The sequence below is a fragment of the Caulobacter sp. 05L422 genome, from assembly GCF_056397765.1.
On sequence record NZ_JBFTOB010000010.1, the window covers coordinates 21534 to 43111 of the forward strand.

Consider the following 21578-nt stretch of genomic DNA (forward strand, 5'->3'; position numbering starts at 1 on the left):
GCGTCACCGGAACCGAACGTCCGCGTCCTCGAACCGGTCGATCAGCCGGTGGGCGAACGGGAACAACAGGGCCGTGACCAGGAACTGCCAGAAGACGGCCAGCAGGCTGGGCATGGCGAGGCTGTCCAGCATGCTGAACAGGAAGCCGGCGGCCATGGCCACGGCGCTGACCCCGGCGAACCAGGCCCACATCATCGGCCGGCTCTGGCCGGTCATCATGTTGCGGCCGGCCAAGGCGGTGGCGTAGGCGACCAGCAGCGACAGGCCCCACAGGCCGGTCGGTCCGCCCCAGAACATGTCCAGGAACAGGCCCAGCAGCAGCAGGGCGAAGGGGGCCAGGATCGACGGCCGGATCAGGGCCCAGGCGAAGGCCGGGACCATGGCGAACACCGGCTCGGGCAGCTGCAGGCCGTAGATGCGGATCGGCGCGGCGAAGGCGATGGTCGCCAGCACGCAGAACAGCGCGGGCACGCCCAGCCAGCGGCCGGGATGCAGAGGCCGCGCGCCGCCCATCCTAGATCCCCCCGCCGGTCGGCTGACCGGCCGTCGGCGCGGAGGCCGCGGGCTTGGACGGCGTCGGCGCCGCGGGATTGGGGGCCGGCGTCGTCGTCGGCGGCTTGGCGGCGGGCGGCGTCGCGGCCCCCGTCTGGGCCGGCGGCTTGGGCGCGGTGGCGACCGGGCCCAGGATCGAGACGTCGGGATCCTCGGTGGTGACCGGCGGCAGGCTGCGGGTCAGCAGCGCCTTCTGGTCGGCCAGCTGCGAGAAGTCCTTGAACAGCAGGATGCGGACATAGTCGATGGCGGTGTCGTCGGCGAACAGCACCACGCGCCAGCGGCCGTCCAGGCCCTTGACCGCCGCGCCCACCGGCAGGCCGCGCGGCACCACGCCGCCGTCGCCCGAGGTGACGACCCGGTCGCCCTCCTTGATCGGATCGACGCCGCGCAGGTATTCGAGCTTCGGATTGGGGCCGCCGTCGCCGGTCAGGATGGCGCGGGCGTTGGTGCGATCGATCATCACCGGCGTGCGCGAGGCGATGTCGGTCAGCAGCAGCACCCGGCTGGCCCCATGGGCGACGCCGACCACGCGACCGACCAGGCCGCGCTCATTCATCACCGGGTTGCCGACCACCACGCCCTTTTCCGCGCCGGCGTCGGCCAGGCGGGTGTTGGCGAAGGGGCCGCGGGTGTCGCTGACGACGCGGGCTGCGACCATCGGGATCGGCGGATCGGTGCGCAGGCCCAGCAGCGTGCGGTAGCTTTGGTTCTTGTCCACCTCGGCCAGGTACTGGTCGCGATAGCCGCGCATCTCCTTCAGCTCGGCCTTCAGTCGGCGGTTCTCGGACGCGGTGAAGAAGTAGCTGCTGATGAAGTCGACGCCCAGGCCGGTCCACCGCCCCGGGGCGGCGATCACGCCGCTGACCGGCTTGGACACCGTGTCGACCGTCTGGCGGGTGACGCCGTAGGCCTGCTGCTGAAGGGTCTCGCGACGATCGGCCAGCAGGAACGCCACCGCGATCACGATCGCGACGATCAACGCCACGGCCGCGGTCCAGGTAAGCGGCACTTTCAGGTCGCCGAGCGGACCTTCGCGAAAGGGCACGTACTAGTTCTCCCGACGCCCCCCGCGGCGTCCTAGCGGATTGTGGCGCCTAGGCGAGAGTCGATTCAAGGACGCCCTTCATCCACTTGGGATGCTCGAGCACCTTGCCGCAGCCCAGGGCCACGCACGACAGCGGATCGTCGGCCACGGTGACCGGCAGGCCGGTGTGGTCGCGGATCTCGGCGTCCAGACCGCGCAGCAGCGCGCCGCCGCCGGTCAGCATGATGCCCTTGTCGGCGATGTCCGACGCCAGTTCCGGCGGGGTGGCTTCCAGGGCCACCTTCACGGCTTCGACGATCTGCCCGACCGGTTCGGCCAGGGCGTCGGCGGCTTGCTTTTCCGAGATACGGACTTCGCGCGGCACGCCCTGCATCAGGTCGCGGCCCTTGACGTCGATCGACAGGCCTTCGCCGTCGGCCGGAGCGCGGGCCGTGCCGATTTCCTTCTTGATGCGCTCGGCGGTGGTTTCGCCGATCAGCAGGTTATGGTGGCGACGCATGTAGCTGATGATCGCCTCGTCCATCTTGTCGCCGCCGACGCGGACCGAGCGCGAATAGACGATGCCCGACAGCGACAGCACGGCCACCTCGGTGGTGCCGCCGCCGATGTCGACGACCATCGAACCGGTCGGCTCGTGGATCGGCAGGCCGGCGCCGATCGCGGCGGCCATCGGCTCGTCGATCAGGCCCACGCGGCGGGCCGAGGCGTTCAGGCAGCTGTCGTTGATGGCGCGGCGTTCCACGGCGGTGGCGCCCGACGGCACGCAGACGATGACCTTGGGGTTCACGAAGCCCTTGCGGTTGTGAACCTTGCGGATGAAATACTTGATCATCTCTTCGGCGACTTCGAAGTCGGCGATGACCCCGTCCCGCATCGGGCGGATGGCTTCCATGTGGCCCGGCGTGCGGCCCAGCATCTGCTTGGCTTCGATCCCCACCGCGTGGACGATCTTGCGGCCGCCGACATTGCGCAGCGCGACCACCGACGGCTCGTTCAAGACGATGCCCTTGCCCTTCATGTAGATGAGGGTGTTGGCGGTGCCCAGGTCGATGGCGATGTCGTTGGAGATGACGCCGAAGAGGGAAGAAAACATTGAAAGCCCTGACTGAGGGGATAAGGGGCGAGGCGGCTGGGTCGTTCGAAAAAGAAGATGGCGGGTATGCGAAACGGAGCCATTTGCGCCGCCGAAGCGGCGAAGGCGAAGGGTAAAGATGGCTCCTACTTCAATTCCAAAGGAGGACAACATGATTCCCGCGAAATGCGGGGTTATGTCCCATTAGACGAGCGCCTGCCGCACGACGGGAGCGCTGGCCCCTGCCGCGCCGTCGTCTGACTGCCACAAAGCTGCCGACGAAGCCCGTTTGCCCTGCGAAAGCGTTGATTTCAAGGTCTATTACAGACCCCGGATCACCTGTTTTCGCAGAACGGCGGCGCGGGGGGTTTCATCTTAGAAACATGGCGTTTTCTAGCCGAGCGCCGCCATGGCGACTCCGGCCGCCGCGATCAGGCCGAAGATCACTTGCACGGGGGTCAAGCGTTCCGCGAACAGACGGCGTCCGACCAGGGCGGCGATCGGCGCCTCGACCACCCCCACCGCCCTCACCTGCCCGGCCGGAGCCAGGGCCAGGGCGATGAACCAGCCGGCCGAGGCCGCCGCCCCCCAGAACCCCGCCCCCAGCGACGGCCGCCAGGCCCGCGCCACGGCGACCAGGGCGGCGCGGTCGGTGATCGCCAGGAACAGGCCCAGGGCCAGGGTCTGGGCGATCTGGACGGTCATCAGGGTGACCACCGCGGCGAAGATCGGATGGGCCGGCTCCAGGGCGTGGCCGGCTTGCCGGAAAGCGTTCAGGCAGAAGCCGAACGCCAGGCCCGACAGCAGGGCGTAGACCGCGCCGCTGACCGGCTGCTGGCCCGAAGCCCCCGTGCGCGGCCAAGTGACCACCAGCAGCGCCACGCTGGTCACGGCCACGCCCGCCCAGCCGACCGCGCTCAACCGCTCGCCATACACCAGCAGGCCCAGCAGGGCGGCCAGGGGGATCGAACTCTGCTGGACCGCGGTGGCCACCGCGAAGCCCGCGCGGCGCATGGCCACCAGGAGAGCGGCCGTGGCGGCGATCTGGCTGGCCCCGCCCAGCAGAGCCGCCGCCCAGAAGGCCGGGGTCGCGTGCGGTTGCTCGCCCCGCGTCAGGGCCAGGGCGACGCCGACGAACACCGCGGTGAACGGCAGGCCGAACAGGAACCGCACCAGGGTCGCGCCCCAGGGACCGGCTCCGCCGCCCTTGCCGTCCATGATCGACCGCTGGGCGGCGTTGCGGGCGACCTGGGCGAACGAGGCGGCGATGGTGATGGGAATCCAGATCATGACTGTACTCGTAGCGACGAACAGGCCCGCGCCCAATCAGGGTCGCTCGCCAGGTCGGTATGGGGATTGGGGACGCGTCATCGGAACGTCGACGCGCGCCAGGGGCGCGGCGTCTCGTTCAGCGCGAGGATGAGCGGTGTGCGCGGGCGCCTAGTCTCGTTCGAAGGCGAAGGCCCGACCAAGCGACTGATCGACTCTCAGCACGAAGCCCTGCTTGAAGAACGACTCGATGATCCGCGTGATGGCCGCATCGCCGACGATGTGCGGATGCATCTCGCCGCAGACCACCCGAACGAAGGTCGGCAGCGGGTCGGCGAAGATCTCCACCTCGCCGCCCTCGATGTCGAACACCACGACCGACGGCTTGATGTCCCGAAGGAGCCGGTCGAAGGCGAGGGTCTCGACGACCGTGGCCTGCGCGCCCAGGCCGCGATCCAGCGTCGACGAAGAATGGAAATTGTTGGCGAAGAAGAACTCGGCGGAGCCGTCCCTCGCGCCGACCGCGCCCTGGAGCACCTTGAGCTTGAGGCCGTTCTGAGCGGCGACGGCTTCTATCGACGGCAGCAGGCGCGGATTGGCCTCGACCGTCGTCAATTGCTCGGGCGAGTTCAGCCGCTTGGCGATGAACGTTGAGACGACGCCCAGGCCGGCGCCGAGTTCCAGAACCACGTCCTCCGGCTTGATCAGCTTCGCCAGCGCCTGCAGCTCGTGCCCCTCGTACGCGCCACGATACATCGAGCGCCGCACGGACTCGAATTCGGGCGTCGCGGCCAGCGGAATGGTCAGGCCCCGGTATTCGAAGACTTTCGGGTGCCGGATTCGAGCCGTCGTGTAGTGAACCAGATTGGCGAAGAGTGTTCTGATCACAGCCGATCTCCTCGTTCAAGATTTGATAACATCGGAATGTGACGCGGGGAAGTTGTCTTACAGTCAAGCTTCGTCGATTGCGTGTAGCTTGACCGTAGTTCGGCGTCGTGGGTTCGAGACCCAGCCGTCGAAGAACTTCCGCGGAGCGTCGTGAGATCCGCTACCTCCAGGCCGTTGATGGACGGGATCTTCCGTCCTCCCGGATAGCGGAACGCTTATGCGGCCCTTATGCGGCGAACCCGTTTCCGAATGGAGGCTTTAGGCCCGTCTGCCGCATACCCTGGCGGTCGGCCCGTCCGGTGACAGGCTCGACAAGTCAGAGGTTTCGACCATGTCGTCCCATCCATTCCGTCAGGCCGCGCAGTTCCTGCTCGGCGTTCCGACCGACGGGATCCAACACACGCTAGGGCGCATGCTCGCCCTCGCCGAAGCCACCCCGCTGTGTTTCGTGGCGGTGACCGGACCCGAGGCGGGCGAGGCGATGAGCGTGCTGTGGCGCAAGGGCTACGACCGCGTGGAAGCCGCCCGCCGGGCCACCTGCCGCGCGGCCGACGAGCAGAGCGACCTGCTGCTGATCGTGGGCTGCTCGACGGTGACCGACGCGCGCGCCGCCGCGGCCTCGACCATGACCATGCTCCGCCCGGGCGGGGCGCTGGTCATCGACGCCGGCGCGTTCCTGGATCAGGAACCGCGCCGGGCGCTGTGCGAGGATCTGCGGGCGATGGGCCTGGAGGTCGAACCCCAGGCCTGCCTGTCGGCGGAGCTGCTGGCGACGCGGCCGTTCAGCAAACGGTCAGCGGCCTAGAAGCCGCTGGCGATCGCCGTGTCCGGCCGGCTCTTTTCCTTGCGCGCCATGAGGTTGTTCAGGGCGTTCACATAGGCCTTGGCCGAGGCGGTCAGGGTGTCGGTGTCGGCGGCCTGGCCGGTGGCGATGCGGCCGTCTTCTTCGAGGCGGACCGAGACCTGGGCCTGGGCGTCGGTGCCTTCGGTCACCGCGTGCACCTGGAACAGGCGCAGGGCGGCGTTGTGCGGCACGATCTGCTGGATGGCGTTGAACACGGCGTCCACCGGACCGTCGCCCGAGGCTTCCGAGGTCTTCACTTCGCCGTCGACTTCCAGCGTCAGCTCGGCCGACTGGCCGTCAGTGCCGGCCACCACGCGCAGGCGCTGGACGCGGATGCGTTCGGAGCCGCGCGCCAGGGCGTCGTCGACCAGGGCGATGATGTCGTCGTCGTAGACGTGCTTCTTTCGGTCGGCCAGGTCCTTGAAGCGGCCGAAGGCCTCCTTCAGGGCGTTCTGGCCCAGCTCGTAGCCCAGGTCCTTCAGCTTGGCGCGGAAGGCGTGGCTGCCCGAGTGCTTGCCCATGACCAGGCTGGACGGCGCCTGGCCGACCGATTCCGGGGTCATGATCTCGTAGGTCTCGCGGTTCTTCAGCATCCCGTCCTGGTGGATGCCGCTTTCATGCGCGAAGGCGTTCTTGCCGACGATGGCCTTGTTGTATTGCACCGGAAAACCGGTGATGGCCGAGACGTAGCGGCTGGCGCGGGTGATGTGGGTGGTGTCGATCCTGGTCTCGAAGGGCAGCTTGTCGCCGCGCACCTTCAGGGCCATCACGATCTCTTCCAGCGCCGCGTTGCCGGCGCGCTCGCCCAGGCCGTTGATCGCGCACTCGATCTGGCGCGCCCCGCCCTGCACGCCGGCCAGGCTGTTGGCCACGGCCAGGCCCAGGTCGTTGTGGCAGTGGGTCGAGAAGATCACCTTGTCGGCGCCGTCGACGTTCTTGGTCATCCAATCAAACAGGTCGGCGTACTCGGACGGATAGGTGTAGCCCACCGTGTCGGGCAGGTTGATCGTCGTGGCCCCGGCCTTGATGGCCGTCTCGATGGCGCGGCGCAGGAACTGGCGGTCGCTGCGGGTGGCGTCCTCGGCCGACCATTCGATGTCGTCGCGCAGGTTGCGGGCGTGGGTCACCGAGCGGGCGATCACGTCGATCACCGCGTCGGGCTCCATCTGCAGCTTGTGCTTCATGTGCAGGTCGCTGGTGGCGATCACCACGTGGATGCGGCCGCGCTGCGTGCCCGTCAGGGCTTCGGCGCAACGGTCGATGTCGACCTGGTGGGCGCGGCACAGGCCGGCGATGGTGCTGTTCTTGACGATCTTGGCGATCTCGCGGACCGCCTCGAAGTCGCCGTTCGAGGCAATCGGGAAGCCGGCCTCGATGACGTCGACCCCCATCTCCTCGAGGATCTTGGCCAGTTCCAGCTTCTCGTCATGCGACATCGAGGCGCCGGGCGATTGCTCGCCGTCGCGCATGGTGGTGTCGAAAATGACGACGTTGTCGCGCTTGTCGAAAGCGGCGGGAGATACGGGGGCGGTCATGGAGCTACTCGTCGGAAAGTGTCTGCGTGGGGGCGGCGGCGGGTTCAGTCATCCCCTGCGCGCCCGGCCACGACGAAGCGCGGCCCCTAGAGCGCCCAGGGGGTGGTAAGCCGAAGCAGAAGCAGTTGGCGCGCGACGTTCATGGTTGCTTTCTACACAGCAGCCCAAAAACCGGCAAGCATTTTGCTTTAATCGAGCAATTCGCCGCACTCGGAGCAATTTTCGACCTCGGCGTGCAGAAATCGAGGTCGACCGTGTCGCGAGATCATGGGCTTGGCGCGTCAAACGTCCCGGAGACGACGCCGATCGGGCGCGAAACCGCCTCCTCCCAGCCCGCCTCTCCTAGTCCGCGGCGGCTTCGCGCTTCTTCAGCCAGGCGCGGGCGACCAGGCCGGCGACGATCCAGACCACCACCGCGACGACCAGCATGACGATGTGCCGTTGGCCGCCGCCCTTCAGCGCCTGGACGATGGAATTGCCGGCGAAGGCGGTCAGGGCGATCTTCGGGATGATGCCGATGGCGGTGCCGGCCGCGAAGTCGCGCAGCTTCATCGGCGTGACGCCCGCCGCCATGTTGACGACGATGAACGGCGCGGAGGGCACCAGCCGGACGATCAGGCTGGCCAGGAAGCCGTTCTTGCCGATCAGCTTCATGAACTTGGCCACGCCGTCGCCGGCCAGGTCCTGCAAAAGCCGGCCGCCGAACGTCCGCCCCAGCCAGAACCCCACCAGGGACGACACCAGGGTGCCGATCCAGCTGTAGGCGAAGCCGGTCCAAGGGCCGAAGGCGACCACCGCCGCGGCGATCAGCACGAATTGCGGGACGCCGATGAAGGCCAGGGCCGCGAAGGCCCCGACCGCGACCGGCAGGGCCCAGGGTCCGTGCGCCGCGCTGAGCCACTGCTCGACCGTGACCTCGCCGTTCAGGCCCAGCAGCTGGGCCCCAAACAGGAAGACCACGCCCACCCCGCCGAACAGCACGAACGACACCGCGACCGTGCGCCAGGCCCGGGCGTCCATGTTGGTGAAGAAGTCGATCAGGCGACGAAGCATCCGTCTGCCTCGCCCATGCCCCAAGCGCGGTCAAGGGGGCGCGGTGAGCACGGCGCGAATGCAAATCACGCGTCGGCCGCTCATTTTGTCGTCACGCTTCCCGTGGCGCGGGCCGCGCCATGGTTAAGTTTCTCCCAACACGACATTCCCGTTGCGAAGCTGTCGTAAGGCGCGGCTAAGTTATCCACAGGACCCTGCCCTGGCGGAAAGCGCTTTGGACGGGGCGCGTAGGGAGCGTCGGACGTGAAGACCCTGGCTTTGATCTCCCGCAAGGGCGGGGCCGGTAAGACGACCCTGGCGATCAACCTGACCCTCACCGCCCATCTGGCGGGATGGAAGACCCTGCTGGCCGACATCGACCCGCAGCGCTCGGCCTCGGACGCCTTGCGGGCGCGCGGCGAGCCCGGTCCCAGCCTGGCCGAGATCAACGCCGGCAAGCTGTTCCAGACCCGCTCGCAGGCCGTGCACGACGCCTATGACGTGATGCTGATCGACACGCCCGCCGCGCCGGACGCCGACGTGGCCGTGGCGGTCAATTCCGCCGACCTGTGCGTGCTGGTCTGCCGCCCGACCTTCCTGGACATCGCCTCGGTGGCGCGTTCGGCCGAGATGGTCCGGCGGCTGGGCAAGGCGGGGCTGATCGTCCTGAACCAGGCGCCGTCCAAGCGCGGCGGGCTGGAGCCGGCCAGCGTGCAGCAGGCCATCGAGGCGCTGCGCTTCTGCGGCCTGCCCATCGCTCCGGTGGGCCTGCGCTCGCGCGCCATCTACCAGCAGTCCATCGCCCGGGGCCGATCGGTCGGCGAATGGGACGCCGAAGCGCCGGCCGCCCAGGAGATCGAGCGCCTCTGGAGCCACGTCGCCGCCCTGCTGGCCCTGGACGGCCAAGGACGCGACGCCCGCGCCGTCTGAGCAATCCAACCGGACCGCGTTTCCCTGGCGGGCCAACGGGTTGCGACGAATTTTCGCTCGGGCGTCAAATAATCCACAGGTTGAAGTTCTGTTCATACCTTCGCCATAACAGTTACGCACCTTGGGGAACCTTGCGGCCGGGGAAACCGGTCGGACGGTTTGGGCAAAGAGTGCAAGTCGTGAAGACAATTACTGTGCTTTCCCGAAAGGGCGGATCGGGCAAGACGACCCTCGCCGTGAACCTGGCGCTGATGGCCTTCCTGCAAGGCCACAAGGTGCTTCTGGCCGACATGGACCCGCAGCGGTCCGCATGGGACGCCCTGCGATCGCGCAGCGAACCTGGCCCCGCCCTCGCCGACATCACCGCCGGCAAGCTTTTCCTGACCAAATCCAATGCGATGCGGGAAGGCTTCGACTACCTTTTCATCGACACCCCCGCCGCGCCCGAGGCCGACGTCGCCCAGGCGGTGAACATCGCCGACTTCTGCCTGGTGGCGGGCCGGCCCTCGTTCCTGGACCTGGCCCCCATCGTGCGCTCGGCCGAAGCGGTCCGGCGCCTGGGCAAGAGCGGCCTGGTCGTGCTGAACCAGGCCCACACCAACAAGCCGGAAGTCGCCCCGGTGGCCTTCCCCGAGATCATGGAGGCCCTGCGGTTCTGCGGCCTGCCGCTGGCCCCGCACGGCCTGCGCTCGCGCGAAGCCTTCCAGAAGGCGATGGCCCAAGGCCGCTGCGTCGCCGAACACGAGCCGGGCAGCCCGGCCGCTCGCGACCTGGAACGCCTGTGGGCGCATGTCGAGGCGCAGTTGGGCGGGGTGAGCGAAACGCCCATGAAGGCCGTCCTCACCGCCTGATCCGGCTTTCGCCGAAGGGCGACGCTCTCTAGGTTCGCCGCATCACGGCGGAGCCTTTTGCATGAAACTTCTCGGCGTCTCCGGCAGCCTGCGGGCCGCCTCGTTCAACACCGCCCTGCTGCGCGCCGCCCAGGAGTGCGCGCCCGACGGCGTGACGATCGAGATCTTTCGCCTGCACGACCTGCCGCTGTTCAACCAGGATGTCGAGGACCAGGGCGACCCCGCGCCGGTCAAGGCCTGGAAGGACGCCGTGCGCGACGCCGACGCCCTGCTGCTGGCCTGCCCCGAATACAACGGCGGGGTCACCGGCGTGTTGAAGAACGCCATCGACTGGGCCTCGCGCGGCTCGCCCTCGGCCCTGTCGGGCAAGACCGCCTGCATCGTCGGCGCCTCGCCGGGCGTCACCGGCACGGTCCGCGCCCAGGACGGCCTGCGCCAGTCGCTGCGCAAGGTCTCGGCCGAATACTGGCCGCTCAGCGAGATGCTGGTCGGCCAGGCCCACACCAAGATCGAGAACGGCCAGGTGATCGACGAGAAGACCCTGGCCTATCTGGGCAAGCACCTCACCGCGTTCATCCAGCACATGCGCGAGGCCGCCTAGGACCGATTGGCGGCCTTGAACAGGACGATGACGATCGCCACCAAGACGACCCCGGCCGCGGCGAGCCCGCAGGCAATCAGACGGTATGTCGGGTAATCGGGGATCTCGGCCTGATTCTGGGACATGAAGAGAAAGCTCGCGATCCCGACCGTGACCAGCATCATGGCGAACTGAAGCGCCCAGGCGAACGGGCCGCTGCGGATCGCCGGCTGGGTCTTGGCCGCTTCAAGGTTCGGCGCGGCGACATGCTTTGAAAAGTAGCGGACCGCGATTGTCGTCGCCACGCCGGCGACGATAATCGCGACGATCGCCAGCCATGGATTGCGGATGGCGTGCGCGTAGACGCCCGCCGCCAGACAAGCCGCCAGGCCGAGGATCGCGAACAGATATCTAAGCCGCTGCATGATCCTGTTTTCGCATGAACGGCGCGACTGTCGAGCTTCCCGACCCTACTTCATCGTCGCCGGGTCGTAGTTGGGGCCGAAGTCCAGCACGAACAGCGGACCCAGAACGACCGTCTGCTTGGCGCTTCCCAGGTGCAGGGCGACGCCCGCTCCGCCCTTGTCGGCGTCCATGCTGGCGCGGCCGCTGACCGTGTAGATCTGCCAGTCGCCGCTGGTCACGGCGACCTTGCCCTCGACGATGCCGCCCCAGGGCTCGGCCGCCTGCTGGACGCGAACAGAGGTGATGTTGGCCGTCGCCGGCCCGCCGTCGACCGGCTCGGCCTTGGCCCAGAAGGCGATGGTGATGACGTCGCCCTTGGTGATCTTGCCGCCCACCGCCTGGCCGGCGCTGCTGTCCCAGGGCTTGTCCGGCGTCGGCCCGGTGACCTGGACGCGGACGCCGCCCCCGCCGATCACGCCCTTGTCCTTGACCGGCGCGTTGGTCTGGCCCGGCCCGTAGACGTTCCAGGCCGTGGACGGCTTGTTGATGGCGTATTTCATGATGCCTTGGGCCGCCGGTTCGGCGGCGTGGACCGTAAGCGGCGCGGCGAGGCCAAGCGCGGCCACGGCGGCCAGGATCGCGATCTTCGTCATGTTTCCCCCTTCAAGAGACGTCGTTGCGTCAATCGTCCGCCGTCGGCGGCCGGTATGGTCGTTTCCTCCTGGACCGCCCGCCATGCGGCGCGGCCTCGTGCTTATGATGATAGCGGTACCGCGCGCTGCGAATTGGCGCAAGAACCGCGCGCCAAGCGGCCTTTGTTGCGTTGCACCGCGGCAAGCGCGGGCGTAAAGACCGCCGCAATCCTGAAACGGACTTCCGAGTCCACGTCCTCCCAGGGGAGCCCTGAACCATGTCGCTCGAGTCCGCCGCCCTGCGGCGCATCGCCCCGTCCGCCACCATCGCCATCAGCGCCAAGGCCCGCGCCCTGAAAGCGACCGGCCGGGACGTGATCGCCCTTTCCGCCGGCGAACCGGACTTCGACACCCCCGACAACATCAAGGACGCCGCGATCGCCGCGATCAAGGCGGGCAAGACCAAGTACACCGACCCCGACGGCATGCCCGAGCTGAAGGCCGCGATCTGCGCCAAGTTCAAGCGTGAGAACGGCCTGGAGTACAAGCCGAGCCAGGTGCACGTCGCCCCGGGCGGCAAGCCGGTGATCTACAACGCCCTGGTCGCCACCCTGAACCCGGGCGACGAAGTCATCATCCCCGCCCCGTACTGGGTGTCGTATCCCGACATGACCCTGCTGGCCGGCGGCACGCCCGTGTCGGTCGAGACCACCGCCGAGAGCGGCTTCAAGATCACGCCGCAAGCCCTGGAAGCGGCGATCACGCCCAAGTCCAAGTGGCTGATCATCAACAGCCCGTCCAACCCGTCGGGGGGCGCCTATACGCGCGCCGAGCTGCAGGCCATCGCCGACGTCCTGCTGCGCCACCCGCAGGTCTGGGTGCTGACCGACGACATGTACGAGCACCTGGTGTTCGACGACTTCGAGTTCACCACCATCGCCCAGGTCGAGCCCAGGCTCTATGACCGTACGCTGACGATGAACGGTGTCTCCAAGGGCTATTCGATGACCGGCTGGCGGATCGGCTACGCGGCCGGTCCCGAGGCGCTGATCAAGGCCATGGGCAAGATGATCAGCCAGACGACGTCCAACCCCTGCTCGATCTCGCAGTGGGCGGCGCTGGAGGCCCTGAACGGTCCGCAGGACTTCATCAAGCCGAACGCCAAGCTGTTCCAGGAGCGCCGCGACTTGGTCGTGTCGATGCTGAACCAGGCGACCGGCCTGCACTGCCCGACCCCGGAAGGCGCGTTCTACGTCTATCCGTCGTGCGCCGGCCTGATCGGCAAGACCGCGCCCAGCGGCAAGGTCATCGAGACCGACGAGGACTTCGCCGTCGAGCTGCTGGAGACCGAGGGCGTGGCCGTGGTGCACGGCGCGGCGTTCGGCCTGTCGCCGTTCTTCCGCATCAGCTACGCCACCGCCAACGACGTTCTGGAGGACGCCTGCGCGCGCATCCAGCGCTTCTGCGGCAACGTGAAGTAGCCTTTCTTCTCCACTTTGGCCGTCATTCTCGCCCTTTCGGTGAGGATGACGGCTGTAAGTCGGCGCCGAACCGCGCTAGGGCTCCTTTTTGCCGCCTCCCGCGGCCAGGAGATCGTCATGGCGCGCACCCCGAACTACTCCTTCGAACGCCAGGAACGCGAGCGTCTCAAGGCGAAGAAGGCCGAACAGAAGGCCGCCGAGAAAGCCGCCGCCAAGGCCGCCGAAAATCCGACCAAGCCCCCGACCGACGATCAGTGAAAGACGGCGCATGCCCAGCTCGACGAACTACAACCATGAAACCGTCTCGCTGGACGGCGAACATTTCTCCGACTGCGAGTTCCGAGACTGCCGCCTGACCTTCGCCGGCGGCCAGGCTCCGGTGTTCCAGAACTGCAAGATCGTCGACTGCGAGTGGAAGTTCGAAGGCGCCGCCGAGCAGACCCTGGCCCACTTGAAGGCCGTGTGGAACGCCGGCGGCAAGGCCCCGGTCCAGGCGATGATCAAGGAAATCACCGGCGGCGGCCGCTAGGGTCCTTCGGAGCCTTGCGCGCCGCGCGGGGTTAATATCCCTGCGGCAACGCACAGGATTGAAGGGATCGGCCCATGTTCACCGCCAAGAGCTGCCTGGCGCGGGCTCACGAAATGGAACGATGGGCCGGGTCGTGCGGCGCGGCGGGCCTGAAGGCGGACATGCTGTCGACGGCCGAGACCTGGCGCTATCTGGCGCAACAGGCGCTGTGGCAAGACTCGTTCGCCGCTCAAACCGTTCAGGACTCCGGCCAGGATTGAGCCTAGGGTGAAGCTATCGGCGCCCATCCGTCGCCGTCCGCGAGCGTCCCTGCGCCTAGGATCGGATTCCCATTTCGCCATGAAGCGTCCGATCCCCGGGATTGAAGACGCACAGACGCTGGCCCAGGCCATCGTGGACACCATCCACGAGCCGCTGCTGGTGCTCGACTCGGCGTTTTCCGTACTGGCGGCCAGCCGGTCCTTCTACGAAATCTTCCAGGTCGATCCCGAACAGACGATGGGCTGCCTGCTCTACGCCCTGGGCGACGGCCAGTGGGACATCCCGGCCCTGCGCGTGCTGCTGGAGACCATCATTCCCGAGCAGGTGGTCATGAACGGCTTCGAGGTCCGTCATGATTTTCCGGGCTTGGGCCCTCGGGTCATGCTGCTGAACGCCCGCAAGGTGATCTATGAGACCAGCACCAACTCGACGATCCTGCTGGCCTTCACCGACATCACGGCGCGAAGGGCGATAGAGCGCGAGAAGGAAAGCCTGCTGGACCGCACGCGCGACCTGCTGGGCCAGAAACAGGTGCTGCTGCAGGAAATGCAGCACCGCGTCGCCAACAGCCTGCAGATCATCGCCAGCATCCTGCTGCTCAAGGCCCGGGCGGTCACCTCCGAGGAGACCCGCTTCCATCTGAAGGACGCCCATCAGCGGGTGATCTCGGTGGCCGAGGTGCAGTCGCACCTGCACGCCTCGGGCGGCGTCGACCAGATCGAGGTCGGCCCCTATCTGACCAAGCTGTGCGCCAGCCTGGCCGCCTCGATGATCGGCGACAGCCAGCCGATCACCCTGAAGGTCGTCGCCGATCACGGCACGATCGGTTCGGACAAGGCCGTCAGCATCGGCCTGATCGTCACCGAGCTGCTGATCAACGCCGTCAAGTACGCCTTCCCGGTCTTGAAGAAGGACGCCCGGGTCACCGTCACCTTCGCCAGTGACGACGACGCCTGGACCCTGACGGTTGCCGACAACGGCGTCGGCAAGGCCACCAACGCCGCGTCGGACAAGCACGGCGGCCTGGGCACGGTGATCGTCGACGCCCTGGTCAAGCAGCTCAACGGCCACATGACGGTGGTCAACACCGACGGCATGACGGTGACGATCCGGCATGAACATGTCGCGGTCCTGACGCCCGCCGCGGCCTGAACGCGGCAGGTCTGACCGCGACATTCCGCGCGACTGCACACATCACCGGAGCATGCTAGGTCAGGCCTGGGGCGTCTGATTCACGGGAGCGCGCGCATGCGCATTTCCGGCCGCAAGGCCTTGGTTCCGGCGATCGCCGGACTGCTGTTGCTCGCCCTGGCGCCCGCCGCTCAAGCCGCTCGTCTCGACGAAGCCGTCCTCGATGAGCTGAACTTCGCGCGCGCCCGGCCGGCCGAGTACGCGCGCGAACTGCGCCGCGACCTCCATCGCAGCGACGATCCCGCCGCCGTCGAGGAGGCGATCCGCTTCCTGGAACGCCAGGACTCGCTGCCGCCCCTGGAGTCCGACCGGCGCATCGCCGCCGCCGCCCGCCAGTACGCCCAGGTCCAGGGCGCGCGCGGCGACGTAGGTCACGGCGCGGCCGGGGGCCTGGGCCAACGGCTGCGCGGCCAGGGCGTCTGGGCCGGCCTTTCCGCCGAGAACATCTCGTACGGCTTCGACGACGCCCGCGACGTCGTCCGTCAACTGATCATCGACAGCGGCGTTCCCGGCCGGGGCCACCGCCGCAACATCTTCGCCGCCGGCTACCAGCTGGCCGGCGTGGCCTGCGGCCCGCATCGCGCCTACGGCTCGATGTGCGTGATCGACTTCGCCGGCGCCCTGCCCCAGCGCTAGGCGGCCCGACGCCGAGGCGCCGGCTCCGGCAACGCCCTCTCATATCGCGCCTGATTATGAGAGTGACTTGCAGTTGCGTCACGCGCGGCCTAATCAACGCCTCTGTCCCTGCTTGCCCGTCGAGACCGATCGTGAACACCGCCATGCCGCCGAAGTCCGGGTCGCTCGCGTGACCGCGACCGTCGAGACCCCGCTGGCCCTGGCCGCGACCGTGATGGTCGCCGTCGGCGTCTGGCTGCTGTGGCTGGCCTGGAAGCGCAATCCCAAGCCGCGCGGCGGGCTGATCGCGGGCGGCTGGGCCCTGCTGGTCGCCGCCGCCGTCCTGCTGGCCCCCTGGGCCGGCGGCGATCGGGGCGTGGCGATCTCGACCCTGCTGGTCGCGCTGGCCGCCACCGTGTTCATCGTCGTCAGCGGACGCTGGACCGCGCCGCACGGCAAGAAGGCCAAGCCGATCCGCGCCACCGCGGGCGGGGCCGATCCCGCCACCGGCCCGGCCACGACCTGGCCGCGCACGCTCGCGGCCGTGCTGCTGGCCCTTCCCGTCTCGACCGCCGCCAGCGTCGCCGCCGGCGTCGCCATGGTCGTCTGGACGCCCGGCTCCCAGGCCGACAAGCTGGTCACCGCCGCCTTCGGCGCGCCGCTGATCCTGGCCGGAGCCATGGTCTGGACCTGCGCCGACCGCAAGCTGCTGCGCACCACGATCGGACTGGTCGCCCTCACCGCCGTCTGCGCCCTCGCCGTCGTCCTGCGGCCCCGATAGGAACCTCGCCATGGACGCCGCGACGCCCCCCGAAGCCGCCAACGCCGCCGCCAAAAACAGAAATGGGGCCGAACCGGCCAGCCGCCCTTCGATCTGGCCCAAGGTCCCGCCGACCTTCGTGCGCACCGTGTTGTCGGGCCACTCGGGGCTGGGCCTGGTCGCCGCCGCCCTGATCTACATCGTCTGCCTGTCGGGCACGGTCGCGGTGTTCCTCAACGAACTGAAGCTGTGGGAAGAGCCCGCCGCCCCGACCCAGACCGTCGCCAGCCCGCAGGCCGTCCAGGCCTTCGCCGAGGCGATCACCAAGGCCCATCCCAAGGCCGGCGTCGTCTATATGGGCCTGCCGACCGCCGACATGCCGCGCCTCTACGCCTTCGTCGGCGAGCAGGTGTTCGTCGCCGACGCCCAAGGCCGGATCGCCGGCGAGGCCAGCTCGCCCTGGGTGCACTTCCTCGAGCACCTGCACATCTATCTGCATCTGCCTGAGACCCTGGGCCTGATCGTCGTGGGCCTGATCGGCGCGGCCCTGACCGGCCTGATCGTCTCCGGCTTCCTGGCCCATCCGAAGATCTTCCGCGACGCCTTCGCCTTCCGCTGGGCCGGCGCCAAGCGGCTGTCGCAGGCCGACCTGCACAACCGGCTCAGCGTCTGGGGCGCGCCGTTCCACTTCGTGGTCGCCTGGACGGGCGCCTATATCGGCCTGGCCAGCCTGCTGCTGTTTGCCGTAGCCGGGGTGACGACCAAGGGCGACATCGCCAAGGTCACCGCCCCGATCTACGGCACGGTCCCCAAGGCCGACCCGACGCCCGCCCCCTTCCCCGACCTGGTCAAGGCCCTGGCCTGGTTCGACGACAAGCCGGAGCTGGAACCGACCCTGATCTCCCTGACCGCCCTGGGCGCCAAGGGCCAGATGGTCGAGGTCAACGCCCTGATGCCCAAGCGCCTGATCTATGCCGAGCGCTACACCTTCGACGTCCAGGGCCGCATGACCCACAAGCTGGGCCTGTCGGACGACGGCCTGGGCAAGCAGGTCTTCGCCTCGTCCTATCCGCTGCACTTCGGCTCGTTCGGCGGCCTGCCGGTCAAGATCGCCTACGGCCTGCTGGGCGTGGCGCTCTGCGTGGTGACCAGCAGCGGCGTGACCATCTGGCTGATCCGTCGCCGCGATCGCGGACGTCCCGCACCGCGCCTGGAGAAGGCCTGGGCGGCCGTCGTCTGGGGCTCGACCGCGACCCTGGCCCTGTCGGCCGCCCTGTGGCTGGCGCTCAAGGTTCCGCCGGTCTGGGTGTTCTGGGCGCCGCTGGCCGTGCTGGTGGCAGCCGCCGTGGCCGCGAAGGACACGCGGTTCTGGATCGTCAGCCTACGGATCGCCACCAGCGCGGCCCTGGCGGCGGCCGTCGTGGTCCAGACCGTGAAGTTCGGCGGTCTGGCGCTCGGCGGAGTGGCCTTGGGCGTGAACCTGACCCTGCTGGTCCTGGCCGCACTGATCGCGCCGTGGCGCAAGCCGATGGCGCGGGCGGAAGCGGCCTAGCCGTCGATCCAGTCGGTCAGTCCCTCGCGGGCGTGGACCTCGCGCAGCGACGGCATGGCGCGCATGCGGGCCAGGTAGCGGGCGATGTTCGGCCAAGTAGTCGCGGGCTTGGGCATGTTCCGCGACCAGCGCGTCAGCATGGTCGCCAGGAAATCGACGGTCGAGAGCCGCTCGCCCAGCATGTAGGGACCGGCCTGGGCGGCCAGATGGTCGTCGACACGGTCCCAGATCCCTTCCAGCCGGGCCTGCGCCACGGCCGTGGCTGCCTCGGTCCCCGCCTCTCCCGCCGGTTCATGCGGATAGAACCAGGCCCGGAACGCCGGCATCACCGTGTTGGTCAGATAGACCATCCACTGCAGATAGGCCGCCCGCTCGGGCGCGCCGACCGCCGGGGCAAGGCCCTTCTCCGCATGGCGTTCGGCCAGCAGCATCAGGATCGCCGCCACCTCGCAGACCGGCGCGCCGTCGACGATCAAGGTCGGCACCACGCCGCTGGGATTGAGCTTGAGGTATTCCGGGGCCTTCTGGGCGCCGGTCGCGGTGTCGGTCAGGACCAGCTCGAACGGGGCGCCGATCTCGATCAGCATCCAGTGCGCCGCCAGGCTGGCCGTGCTGGGGCTGTAATAGAGCTGGTACATGCGCGCGATCCCTCACCCGTTGGCGGGCGAGGGATCGGCCAGCACGGCGAAGCTGTCAATCACAGAGCGACGAACGCCGACCGGGACGCGGCCCGGTGTTTCTCGCGCCCCTAGTGCTTCTCGCGCCAACGCGCCTTGGCGTCGTCCTTGGTCAGGTTCAGGTGCACGCCGTCGTCGTCGACATGGTCGACCCAGGTGACCGGGATCAGGTGGTGCTTGAGGCCGCCGCCCAGGTCCAGCTTGGCCAGCTCGATCTCGCCGCCGACCACGTGGTCCACCCGGCCGACGTGACCGCCGTCCGATCCGACCACTTCCAGATGTTCGCGGATTTGCGAGGCGTCGATCATGGTGTTCCTCCTTTGATGGACGTCAGGCAGGGCAAACGGGCGAGGTCGCGGCGCAGTTTCCAACTGGCTTGCCGATAAGGATTGTTCGCGTTATGTTCCTGTCAAGGTTGTAACTTTGAAGCGCCACCCGTTCTGGCTATCACTTGCGCCGGGACACGAACGCGCTGGCTTTTCCCGGGACACGCTGATGATCAGATCGCTCGCCKCCTTGCTCGTGCTGACCAGCGCGACGGCCTGGACAGGAACGGCCGGGGCACAGACGGCGGAAGCCGCGTCCGCGACGGCCGCGCCGCCGGCCGCCGAAACCCCGCCGCCAGCGCCGCCGCCCGCCGCGCCGCCGCCCGTCACGCCCCTGCCCAGGGTCGACGCGGTGTTCGCCGCCGACGGCGTCACGATCACCGACGGCGGCAAGAGCGTCCTGTTCTACCGCACCGCCCCGGCCGATCCGCGCGAGCCCGGCCGGCTGAACTACGTCCATCCGATCTATGCCCCGGACGGCACGGTGCTGACCGAGGACCGGCCCGCTGACCACCTGCACCAGCGCGGGGCCTTCTGGAGCTGGCACCAGGTGCTGGTCGACGGGAAGAACGTCGCCGACGGCTGGTTCATGAAGGGCCTGACCTTCCATGTCCGCGAGAAGCGCTTCAAGGGCGACAGCGCCGGCGGCGGGACCCTGGTGGTCAACGCCGACTGGATCGTCAATTCGACGCCCGAGGTGAACTATGTGGCGCGCGAAACCACCAAGGTCCGGGTCTATCCGCTGAAGGACGGCGCGCGGCGCATCGACTTCGACACGGTGATCACCGCCCGCAGCGACACCCTGGCCCTGGGCGGCAGCGACGACGTGAAAGGTTATGGCGGCTTCTCGGTGCGGCTGATCAAGCCCGACCGCCTGACCTTCGGCTCGGGCGGCAAGACCGTGACCCCGGCGGTCGGTCCTGTCGAGGCCGGCAAGGCCATGGGTTTCGCCTGGACGCCCGGCGGCGGCTCGCCGGCCTGGACCGTGGGCCTGGCCTGCAAGGCCAACGGCGCGCCGATCACCCGCTGGATCCTGCGCAAGGAACTGTCGATGCAGAACTGCGTCTTTCCCGGGCGGGCGCCGTTTGTCCTGAAGAAGGGCGAGACGCTGCGCCTGCAGTCGACGTTGATCCTGCGGCCGGCCACGCCCCCGAAGCCTGTCGCGGCCAAGAAGGGCTAGCCGATGGCCGAGATCCTCAACCTGAACCAGGCCCGCAAGGCCAAGGCCAAGACCGACGCCAAGACCAAGGCCGTCGAGAACCGCGCCAAGTTCGGCCGCGCCAAGGCCGACAAGGCCCTGGACGCGGCGCGGGCCGACAAGCTGAAGCGCGACCTGGACGGCGCCAAGCGCGAGGACTGAGGCTGGGCCGCCCCTAGCGCGGCGCGAGGTGACGCCGGGGCGCGGCCTTGGCCGCCTCGGCCGCCTGCTCACGCGCCAGACGGGCCAGCCGGGCGCGATAGGCCGCGATCAACTGCTGAACCGCCAGCACCCAGCCGAACGTGGTTTCCTTATGGGTCTTGACTGCTTCGTCCATCACCGTCGCCTCCTGTGCGTTGCGATGAAGGGAATTTCGCGCCTCGGACGACGCGTGACAAACGCGGCTTCCTTGCGTAATCATAAGCACCACTTATGCCAGACATCCTCGCCAGCCTGCCGCTCAGCGCCATCCGGATCTTCGAGGCCGCCGCGCGCCTGAAGAGCTTCACCCGCGCCGCCGACGAACTGGGCGTCAGCCAGGCCGCCGTCAGCTGGCAGGTGAAGGCCCTGGAACAGCGCCTGGACCAGCCGCTGTTCACCCGCCTGCCCCGCGAGGTGACCCTGACCCCGGCCGGCGAGCGCCTGTCGCGCGCCGCCAGCGAGGCGATGAGCCTCCTGCGCACGGCGGTGTCCGACCTGGTCGACACCGAGGAGGGCGTGCTGTCGATCACCACGGTCCAGAGCATCGGCGGCCACTGGCTGGCGCCGCGCCTGGGCGGCTTCCAGATCGCCCATCCCCGCATCGCCGTGCGGCTGGACGCCTCCAGCCGGGTCGTCGACCTGCAGCGCGAGCCCTTCGACTTGGCCCTGCGCGCCGGTTCCGGCGAGTGGCCCGGGATGGAGGCGCACTTCCTGATCCCCTCGGCCCAGACCGTGCTGTGCACGCCGGACCTGCTGGCCCAACTCGGCGGCCTGGCGGCGCCGGCCGATCTGCTGCGGGCTCCGCGCATCGGCGCGCCGGAGTTCTGGGCGGCCTGGTTCGAGGCGGCCGGCGTCGACGCCCGCGGGGATCATCCGCCGCCGCGCCTGTCGGCCGACGCCCAGGCGCTGGAAGTGGCCACGGCCCTGGCCGGGCAAGGCGTGGCGCTGGGCTCGCCGATCTTCTTCGCCCAGGAGATCGCCCAGGGCCGGCTGGTCGCGCCGTTCGACATCACCGCCAGCTACGGCGGCGGCTACTGGCTTGCTTATCCGGCCGAGCGCCGCCGGGTGCGCAAGATCATCGCCTTCCGCGACTGGATCCTGGCCCAGGCGGCCGCGGACCCGCTGGTCGCGCGCTACCGCCGGTCCTAG

Annotated in this window: 27 protein-coding genes; 15 read left to right on the top strand and 12 right to left on the bottom strand. The window is 68.7% G+C overall.

Annotation, left to right across the window (positions count from 1 at the left end):
* Positions 1-3: 3 nt before the first annotated feature.
* The 5 genes from AC1DMQ_RS11030 to AC1DMQ_RS11050 all read right to left on the bottom strand — a co-directional run bounded on the left by AC1DMQ_RS11030 (position 4) and on the right by AC1DMQ_RS11050 (position 4829).
* Positions 4-513, bottom strand: a complete 510-nt coding sequence (locus AC1DMQ_RS11030) for a hypothetical protein (RefSeq protein ID WP_477033604.1) — start codon at positions 511-513, stop codon at positions 4-6.
* 1 nt (position 514) lies between these two features.
* Positions 515-1600 (bottom strand): rod shape-determining protein MreC, encoded by a 1086-nt coding sequence (gene mreC, locus AC1DMQ_RS11035; protein ID WP_477033605.1) that lies wholly within the window; start codon positions 1598-1600, stop codon positions 515-517.
* A 49-nt stretch (positions 1601-1649) separates the two neighbouring features.
* Positions 1650-2693, bottom strand: a complete 1044-nt coding sequence (locus AC1DMQ_RS11040; protein ID WP_004623009.1) for a rod shape-determining protein — start codon at positions 2691-2693, stop codon at positions 1650-1652.
* Positions 2694-3065: 372 nt separating this feature from the next.
* Positions 3066-3962: an EamA family transporter gene (locus AC1DMQ_RS11045; protein WP_477033606.1), complete on the bottom strand. Its 897-nt coding sequence runs from the start codon at positions 3960-3962 to the stop codon at positions 3066-3068.
* A gap of 150 nt (positions 3963-4112) precedes the next feature.
* The gene (locus AC1DMQ_RS11050; RefSeq protein ID WP_477033607.1) at positions 4113-4829 is read right to left on the bottom strand and encodes an FkbM family methyltransferase; all 717 of its coding nucleotides are present in this window, start codon (positions 4827-4829) and stop codon (positions 4113-4115) included.
* Between the two features lie 412 nt (positions 4830-5241).
* Here AC1DMQ_RS11050 and AC1DMQ_RS11055 point away from each other — a divergent pair, with 412 nt between their 5' ends.
* Positions 5242-5634 carry a hypothetical protein gene (locus tag AC1DMQ_RS11055; protein ID WP_477033608.1) on the top strand — a complete coding sequence of 131 codons (393 nt, stop codon included), beginning with the start codon at positions 5242-5244 and terminating at the stop codon, positions 5632-5634.
* On the opposite strand, the gene AC1DMQ_RS11060 is transcribed toward AC1DMQ_RS11055, so the two are convergent.
* Together AC1DMQ_RS11060 and AC1DMQ_RS11065 are read right to left on the bottom strand one after the other, a co-directional pair.
* Complete coding sequence (locus tag AC1DMQ_RS11060) at positions 5631-7208, bottom strand: 2-isopropylmalate synthase (RefSeq protein ID WP_477033609.1); 1578 nt, start codon at positions 7206-7208, stop codon at positions 5631-5633. The genes AC1DMQ_RS11055 and AC1DMQ_RS11060 overlap by 4 nt on opposite strands.
* 342 nt (positions 7209-7550) lie before the next feature.
* Complete coding sequence (locus AC1DMQ_RS11065) at positions 7551-8261, bottom strand: TVP38/TMEM64 family protein (RefSeq protein ID WP_477033610.1); 711 nt, start codon at positions 8259-8261, stop codon at positions 7551-7553.
* Positions 8262-8504: 243 nt separating this feature from the next.
* Here AC1DMQ_RS11065 and AC1DMQ_RS11070 point away from each other — a divergent pair, with 243 nt between their 5' ends.
* From AC1DMQ_RS11070 to AC1DMQ_RS11080, 3 genes are all read left to right on the top strand, one after another.
* Complete coding sequence (locus AC1DMQ_RS11070; protein WP_477033611.1) at positions 8505-9170, top strand: AAA family ATPase; 666 nt, start codon at positions 8505-8507, stop codon at positions 9168-9170.
* A 179-nt stretch (positions 9171-9349) separates the two neighbouring features.
* The gene (locus AC1DMQ_RS11075) at positions 9350-10021 is read left to right on the top strand and encodes an AAA family ATPase (RefSeq protein ID WP_477033612.1); all 672 of its coding nucleotides are present in this window, start codon (positions 9350-9352) and stop codon (positions 10019-10021) included.
* A 61-nt stretch (positions 10022-10082) separates the two neighbouring features.
* The gene (locus tag AC1DMQ_RS11080) at positions 10083-10622 is read left to right on the top strand and encodes an NADPH-dependent FMN reductase (RefSeq protein ID WP_477033613.1); all 540 of its coding nucleotides are present in this window, start codon (positions 10083-10085) and stop codon (positions 10620-10622) included.
* On the opposite strand, the gene AC1DMQ_RS11085 is transcribed toward AC1DMQ_RS11080, so the two are convergent.
* Positions 10619-11026 carry a hypothetical protein gene (locus tag AC1DMQ_RS11085; protein ID WP_477033614.1) on the bottom strand — a complete coding sequence of 136 codons (408 nt, stop codon included), beginning with the start codon at positions 11024-11026 and terminating at the stop codon, positions 10619-10621. The genes AC1DMQ_RS11080 and AC1DMQ_RS11085 overlap by 4 nt on opposite strands.
* Positions 11027-11071: 45 nt before the next feature.
* Positions 11072-11659: a hypothetical protein gene (locus tag AC1DMQ_RS11090; RefSeq protein ID WP_477033615.1), complete on the bottom strand. Its 588-nt coding sequence runs from the start codon at positions 11657-11659 to the stop codon at positions 11072-11074.
* Between the two features lie 257 nt (positions 11660-11916).
* Here AC1DMQ_RS11090 and AC1DMQ_RS11095 point away from each other — a divergent pair, with 257 nt between their 5' ends.
* The 8 genes from AC1DMQ_RS11095 to AC1DMQ_RS11130 all read left to right on the top strand — a co-directional run bounded on the left by AC1DMQ_RS11095 (position 11917) and on the right by AC1DMQ_RS11130 (position 18027).
* Positions 11917-13119 (top strand): pyridoxal phosphate-dependent aminotransferase, encoded by a 1203-nt coding sequence (locus AC1DMQ_RS11095; protein ID WP_477033616.1) that lies wholly within the window; start codon positions 11917-11919, stop codon positions 13117-13119.
* A gap of 117 nt (positions 13120-13236) precedes the next feature.
* Positions 13237-13377 carry a hypothetical protein gene (locus AC1DMQ_RS11100; RefSeq protein ID WP_477033617.1) on the top strand — a complete coding sequence of 47 codons (141 nt, stop codon included), beginning with the start codon at positions 13237-13239 and terminating at the stop codon, positions 13375-13377.
* 10 nt (positions 13378-13387) lie between these two features.
* Positions 13388-13648, top strand: a complete 261-nt coding sequence (locus AC1DMQ_RS11105) for a hypothetical protein (protein WP_477033618.1) — start codon at positions 13388-13390, stop codon at positions 13646-13648.
* A gap of 74 nt (positions 13649-13722) precedes the next feature.
* Positions 13723-13908 (top strand): hypothetical protein, encoded by a 186-nt coding sequence (locus tag AC1DMQ_RS11110; protein WP_477033619.1) that lies wholly within the window; start codon positions 13723-13725, stop codon positions 13906-13908.
* 79 nt (positions 13909-13987) lie between these two features.
* Positions 13988-15061, top strand: a complete 1074-nt coding sequence (locus tag AC1DMQ_RS11115; RefSeq protein WP_477033620.1) for a sensor histidine kinase — start codon at positions 13988-13990, stop codon at positions 15059-15061.
* A 96-nt stretch (positions 15062-15157) separates the two neighbouring features.
* Positions 15158-15736 (top strand): CAP domain-containing protein, encoded by a 579-nt coding sequence (locus AC1DMQ_RS11120; RefSeq protein ID WP_477033621.1) that lies wholly within the window; start codon positions 15158-15160, stop codon positions 15734-15736.
* A gap of 169 nt (positions 15737-15905) precedes the next feature.
* Positions 15906-16496, top strand: coding sequence for a hypothetical protein (locus tag AC1DMQ_RS11125; RefSeq protein ID WP_477033622.1), 591 nt, complete (start codon positions 15906-15908; stop codon positions 16494-16496).
* A 10-nt stretch (positions 16497-16506) separates the two neighbouring features.
* Positions 16507-18027 carry a PepSY-associated TM helix domain-containing protein gene (locus AC1DMQ_RS11130; protein ID WP_477033623.1) on the top strand — a complete coding sequence of 507 codons (1521 nt, stop codon included), beginning with the start codon at positions 16507-16509 and terminating at the stop codon, positions 18025-18027.
* Here AC1DMQ_RS11130 and AC1DMQ_RS11135 read toward each other — a convergent pair.
* Together AC1DMQ_RS11135 and AC1DMQ_RS11140 are read right to left on the bottom strand one after the other, a co-directional pair.
* On the bottom strand, positions 18024-18665 hold the full coding sequence (locus AC1DMQ_RS11135) for a glutathione S-transferase family protein (RefSeq protein WP_477033624.1): 642 nt from the start codon (positions 18663-18665) through the stop codon (positions 18024-18026). The genes AC1DMQ_RS11130 and AC1DMQ_RS11135 overlap by 4 nt on opposite strands.
* Before the next feature lie 110 nt (positions 18666-18775).
* The gene (locus AC1DMQ_RS11140) at positions 18776-19012 is read right to left on the bottom strand and encodes a DUF2171 domain-containing protein (protein WP_035081512.1); all 237 of its coding nucleotides are present in this window, start codon (positions 19010-19012) and stop codon (positions 18776-18778) included.
* Positions 19013-19199: 187 nt separating this feature from the next.
* Between AC1DMQ_RS11140 and AC1DMQ_RS11145 the strand changes: the two genes are divergently transcribed.
* Both AC1DMQ_RS11145 and AC1DMQ_RS11150 read left to right on the top strand, forming a co-directional pair.
* Entirely contained in the window at positions 19200-20210 is a 1011-nt protein-coding gene (locus tag AC1DMQ_RS11145) for a DUF6807 family protein (protein ID WP_477033625.1), read from the top strand.
* 3 nt (positions 20211-20213) lie between these two features.
* Entirely contained in the window at positions 20214-20390 is a 177-nt protein-coding gene (locus tag AC1DMQ_RS11150; protein ID WP_477033626.1) for a DUF4169 family protein, read from the top strand.
* 13 nt (positions 20391-20403) lie between these two features.
* On the opposite strand, the gene AC1DMQ_RS11155 is transcribed toward AC1DMQ_RS11150, so the two are convergent.
* The gene (locus AC1DMQ_RS11155) at positions 20404-20565 is read right to left on the bottom strand and encodes a hypothetical protein (RefSeq protein ID WP_477033627.1); all 162 of its coding nucleotides are present in this window, start codon (positions 20563-20565) and stop codon (positions 20404-20406) included.
* Positions 20566-20660: 95 nt separating this feature from the next.
* Between AC1DMQ_RS11155 and AC1DMQ_RS11160 the strand changes: the two genes are divergently transcribed.
* A complete protein-coding gene (locus AC1DMQ_RS11160; protein ID WP_477033628.1) occupies positions 20661-21578 on the top strand; it encodes a LysR substrate-binding domain-containing protein in 918 nt (305 codons plus the stop codon).

Coding starts and splice junctions, on each gene's coding strand:
- AC1DMQ_RS11140 (WP_035081512.1), bottom strand. CDS start 19,012: ATGATCGACGCCTCGCAAATCCGCGAACATCTGGAAGTGGTCGGATCG.
- AC1DMQ_RS11030 (WP_477033604.1), bottom strand. CDS start 513: ATGGGCGGCGCGCGGCCTCTGCATCCCGGCCGCTGGCTGGGCGTGCCC.
- AC1DMQ_RS11055 (WP_477033608.1), top strand. CDS start 5,242: ATGCTCGCCCTCGCCGAAGCCACCCCGCTGTGTTTCGTGGCGGTGACC.
- AC1DMQ_RS11040 (WP_004623009.1), bottom strand. CDS start 2,693: ATGTTTTCTTCCCTCTTCGGCGTCATCTCCAACGACATCGCCATCGAC.
- AC1DMQ_RS11080 (WP_477033613.1), top strand. CDS start 10,083: ATGAAACTTCTCGGCGTCTCCGGCAGCCTGCGGGCCGCCTCGTTCAAC.
- AC1DMQ_RS11105 (WP_477033618.1), top strand. CDS start 13,388: ATGCCCAGCTCGACGAACTACAACCATGAAACCGTCTCGCTGGACGGC.
- AC1DMQ_RS11130 (WP_477033623.1), top strand. CDS start 16,507: ATGGACGCCGCGACGCCCCCCGAAGCCGCCAACGCCGCCGCCAAAAAC.
- AC1DMQ_RS11150 (WP_477033626.1), top strand. CDS start 20,214: ATGGCCGAGATCCTCAACCTGAACCAGGCCCGCAAGGCCAAGGCCAAG.
- AC1DMQ_RS11095 (WP_477033616.1), top strand. CDS start 11,917: ATGTCGCTCGAGTCCGCCGCCCTGCGGCGCATCGCCCCGTCCGCCACC.
- AC1DMQ_RS11085 (WP_477033614.1), bottom strand. CDS start 11,026: ATGCAGCGGCTTAGATATCTGTTCGCGATCCTCGGCCTGGCGGCTTGT.
- AC1DMQ_RS11115 (WP_477033620.1), top strand. CDS start 13,988: ATGAAGCGTCCGATCCCCGGGATTGAAGACGCACAGACGCTGGCCCAG.
- AC1DMQ_RS11100 (WP_477033617.1), top strand. CDS start 13,237: ATGGCGCGCACCCCGAACTACTCCTTCGAACGCCAGGAACGCGAGCGT.
- AC1DMQ_RS11045 (WP_477033606.1), bottom strand. CDS start 3,962: ATGATCTGGATTCCCATCACCATCGCCGCCTCGTTCGCCCAGGTCGCC.
- AC1DMQ_RS11155 (WP_477033627.1), bottom strand. CDS start 20,565: ATGGACGAAGCAGTCAAGACCCATAAGGAAACCACGTTCGGCTGGGTG.
- AC1DMQ_RS11065 (WP_477033610.1), bottom strand. CDS start 8,261: ATGCTTCGTCGCCTGATCGACTTCTTCACCAACATGGACGCCCGGGCC.
- AC1DMQ_RS11160 (WP_477033628.1), top strand. CDS start 20,661: ATGCCAGACATCCTCGCCAGCCTGCCGCTCAGCGCCATCCGGATCTTC.
- AC1DMQ_RS11090 (WP_477033615.1), bottom strand. CDS start 11,659: ATGACGAAGATCGCGATCCTGGCCGCCGTGGCCGCGCTTGGCCTCGCC.
- AC1DMQ_RS11135 (WP_477033624.1), bottom strand. CDS start 18,665: ATGTACCAGCTCTATTACAGCCCCAGCACGGCCAGCCTGGCGGCGCAC.
- AC1DMQ_RS11120 (WP_477033621.1), top strand. CDS start 15,158: ATGCGCATTTCCGGCCGCAAGGCCTTGGTTCCGGCGATCGCCGGACTG.
- AC1DMQ_RS11060 (WP_477033609.1), bottom strand. CDS start 7,208: ATGACCGCCCCCGTATCTCCCGCCGCTTTCGACAAGCGCGACAACGTC.
- AC1DMQ_RS11110 (WP_477033619.1), top strand. CDS start 13,723: ATGTTCACCGCCAAGAGCTGCCTGGCGCGGGCTCACGAAATGGAACGA.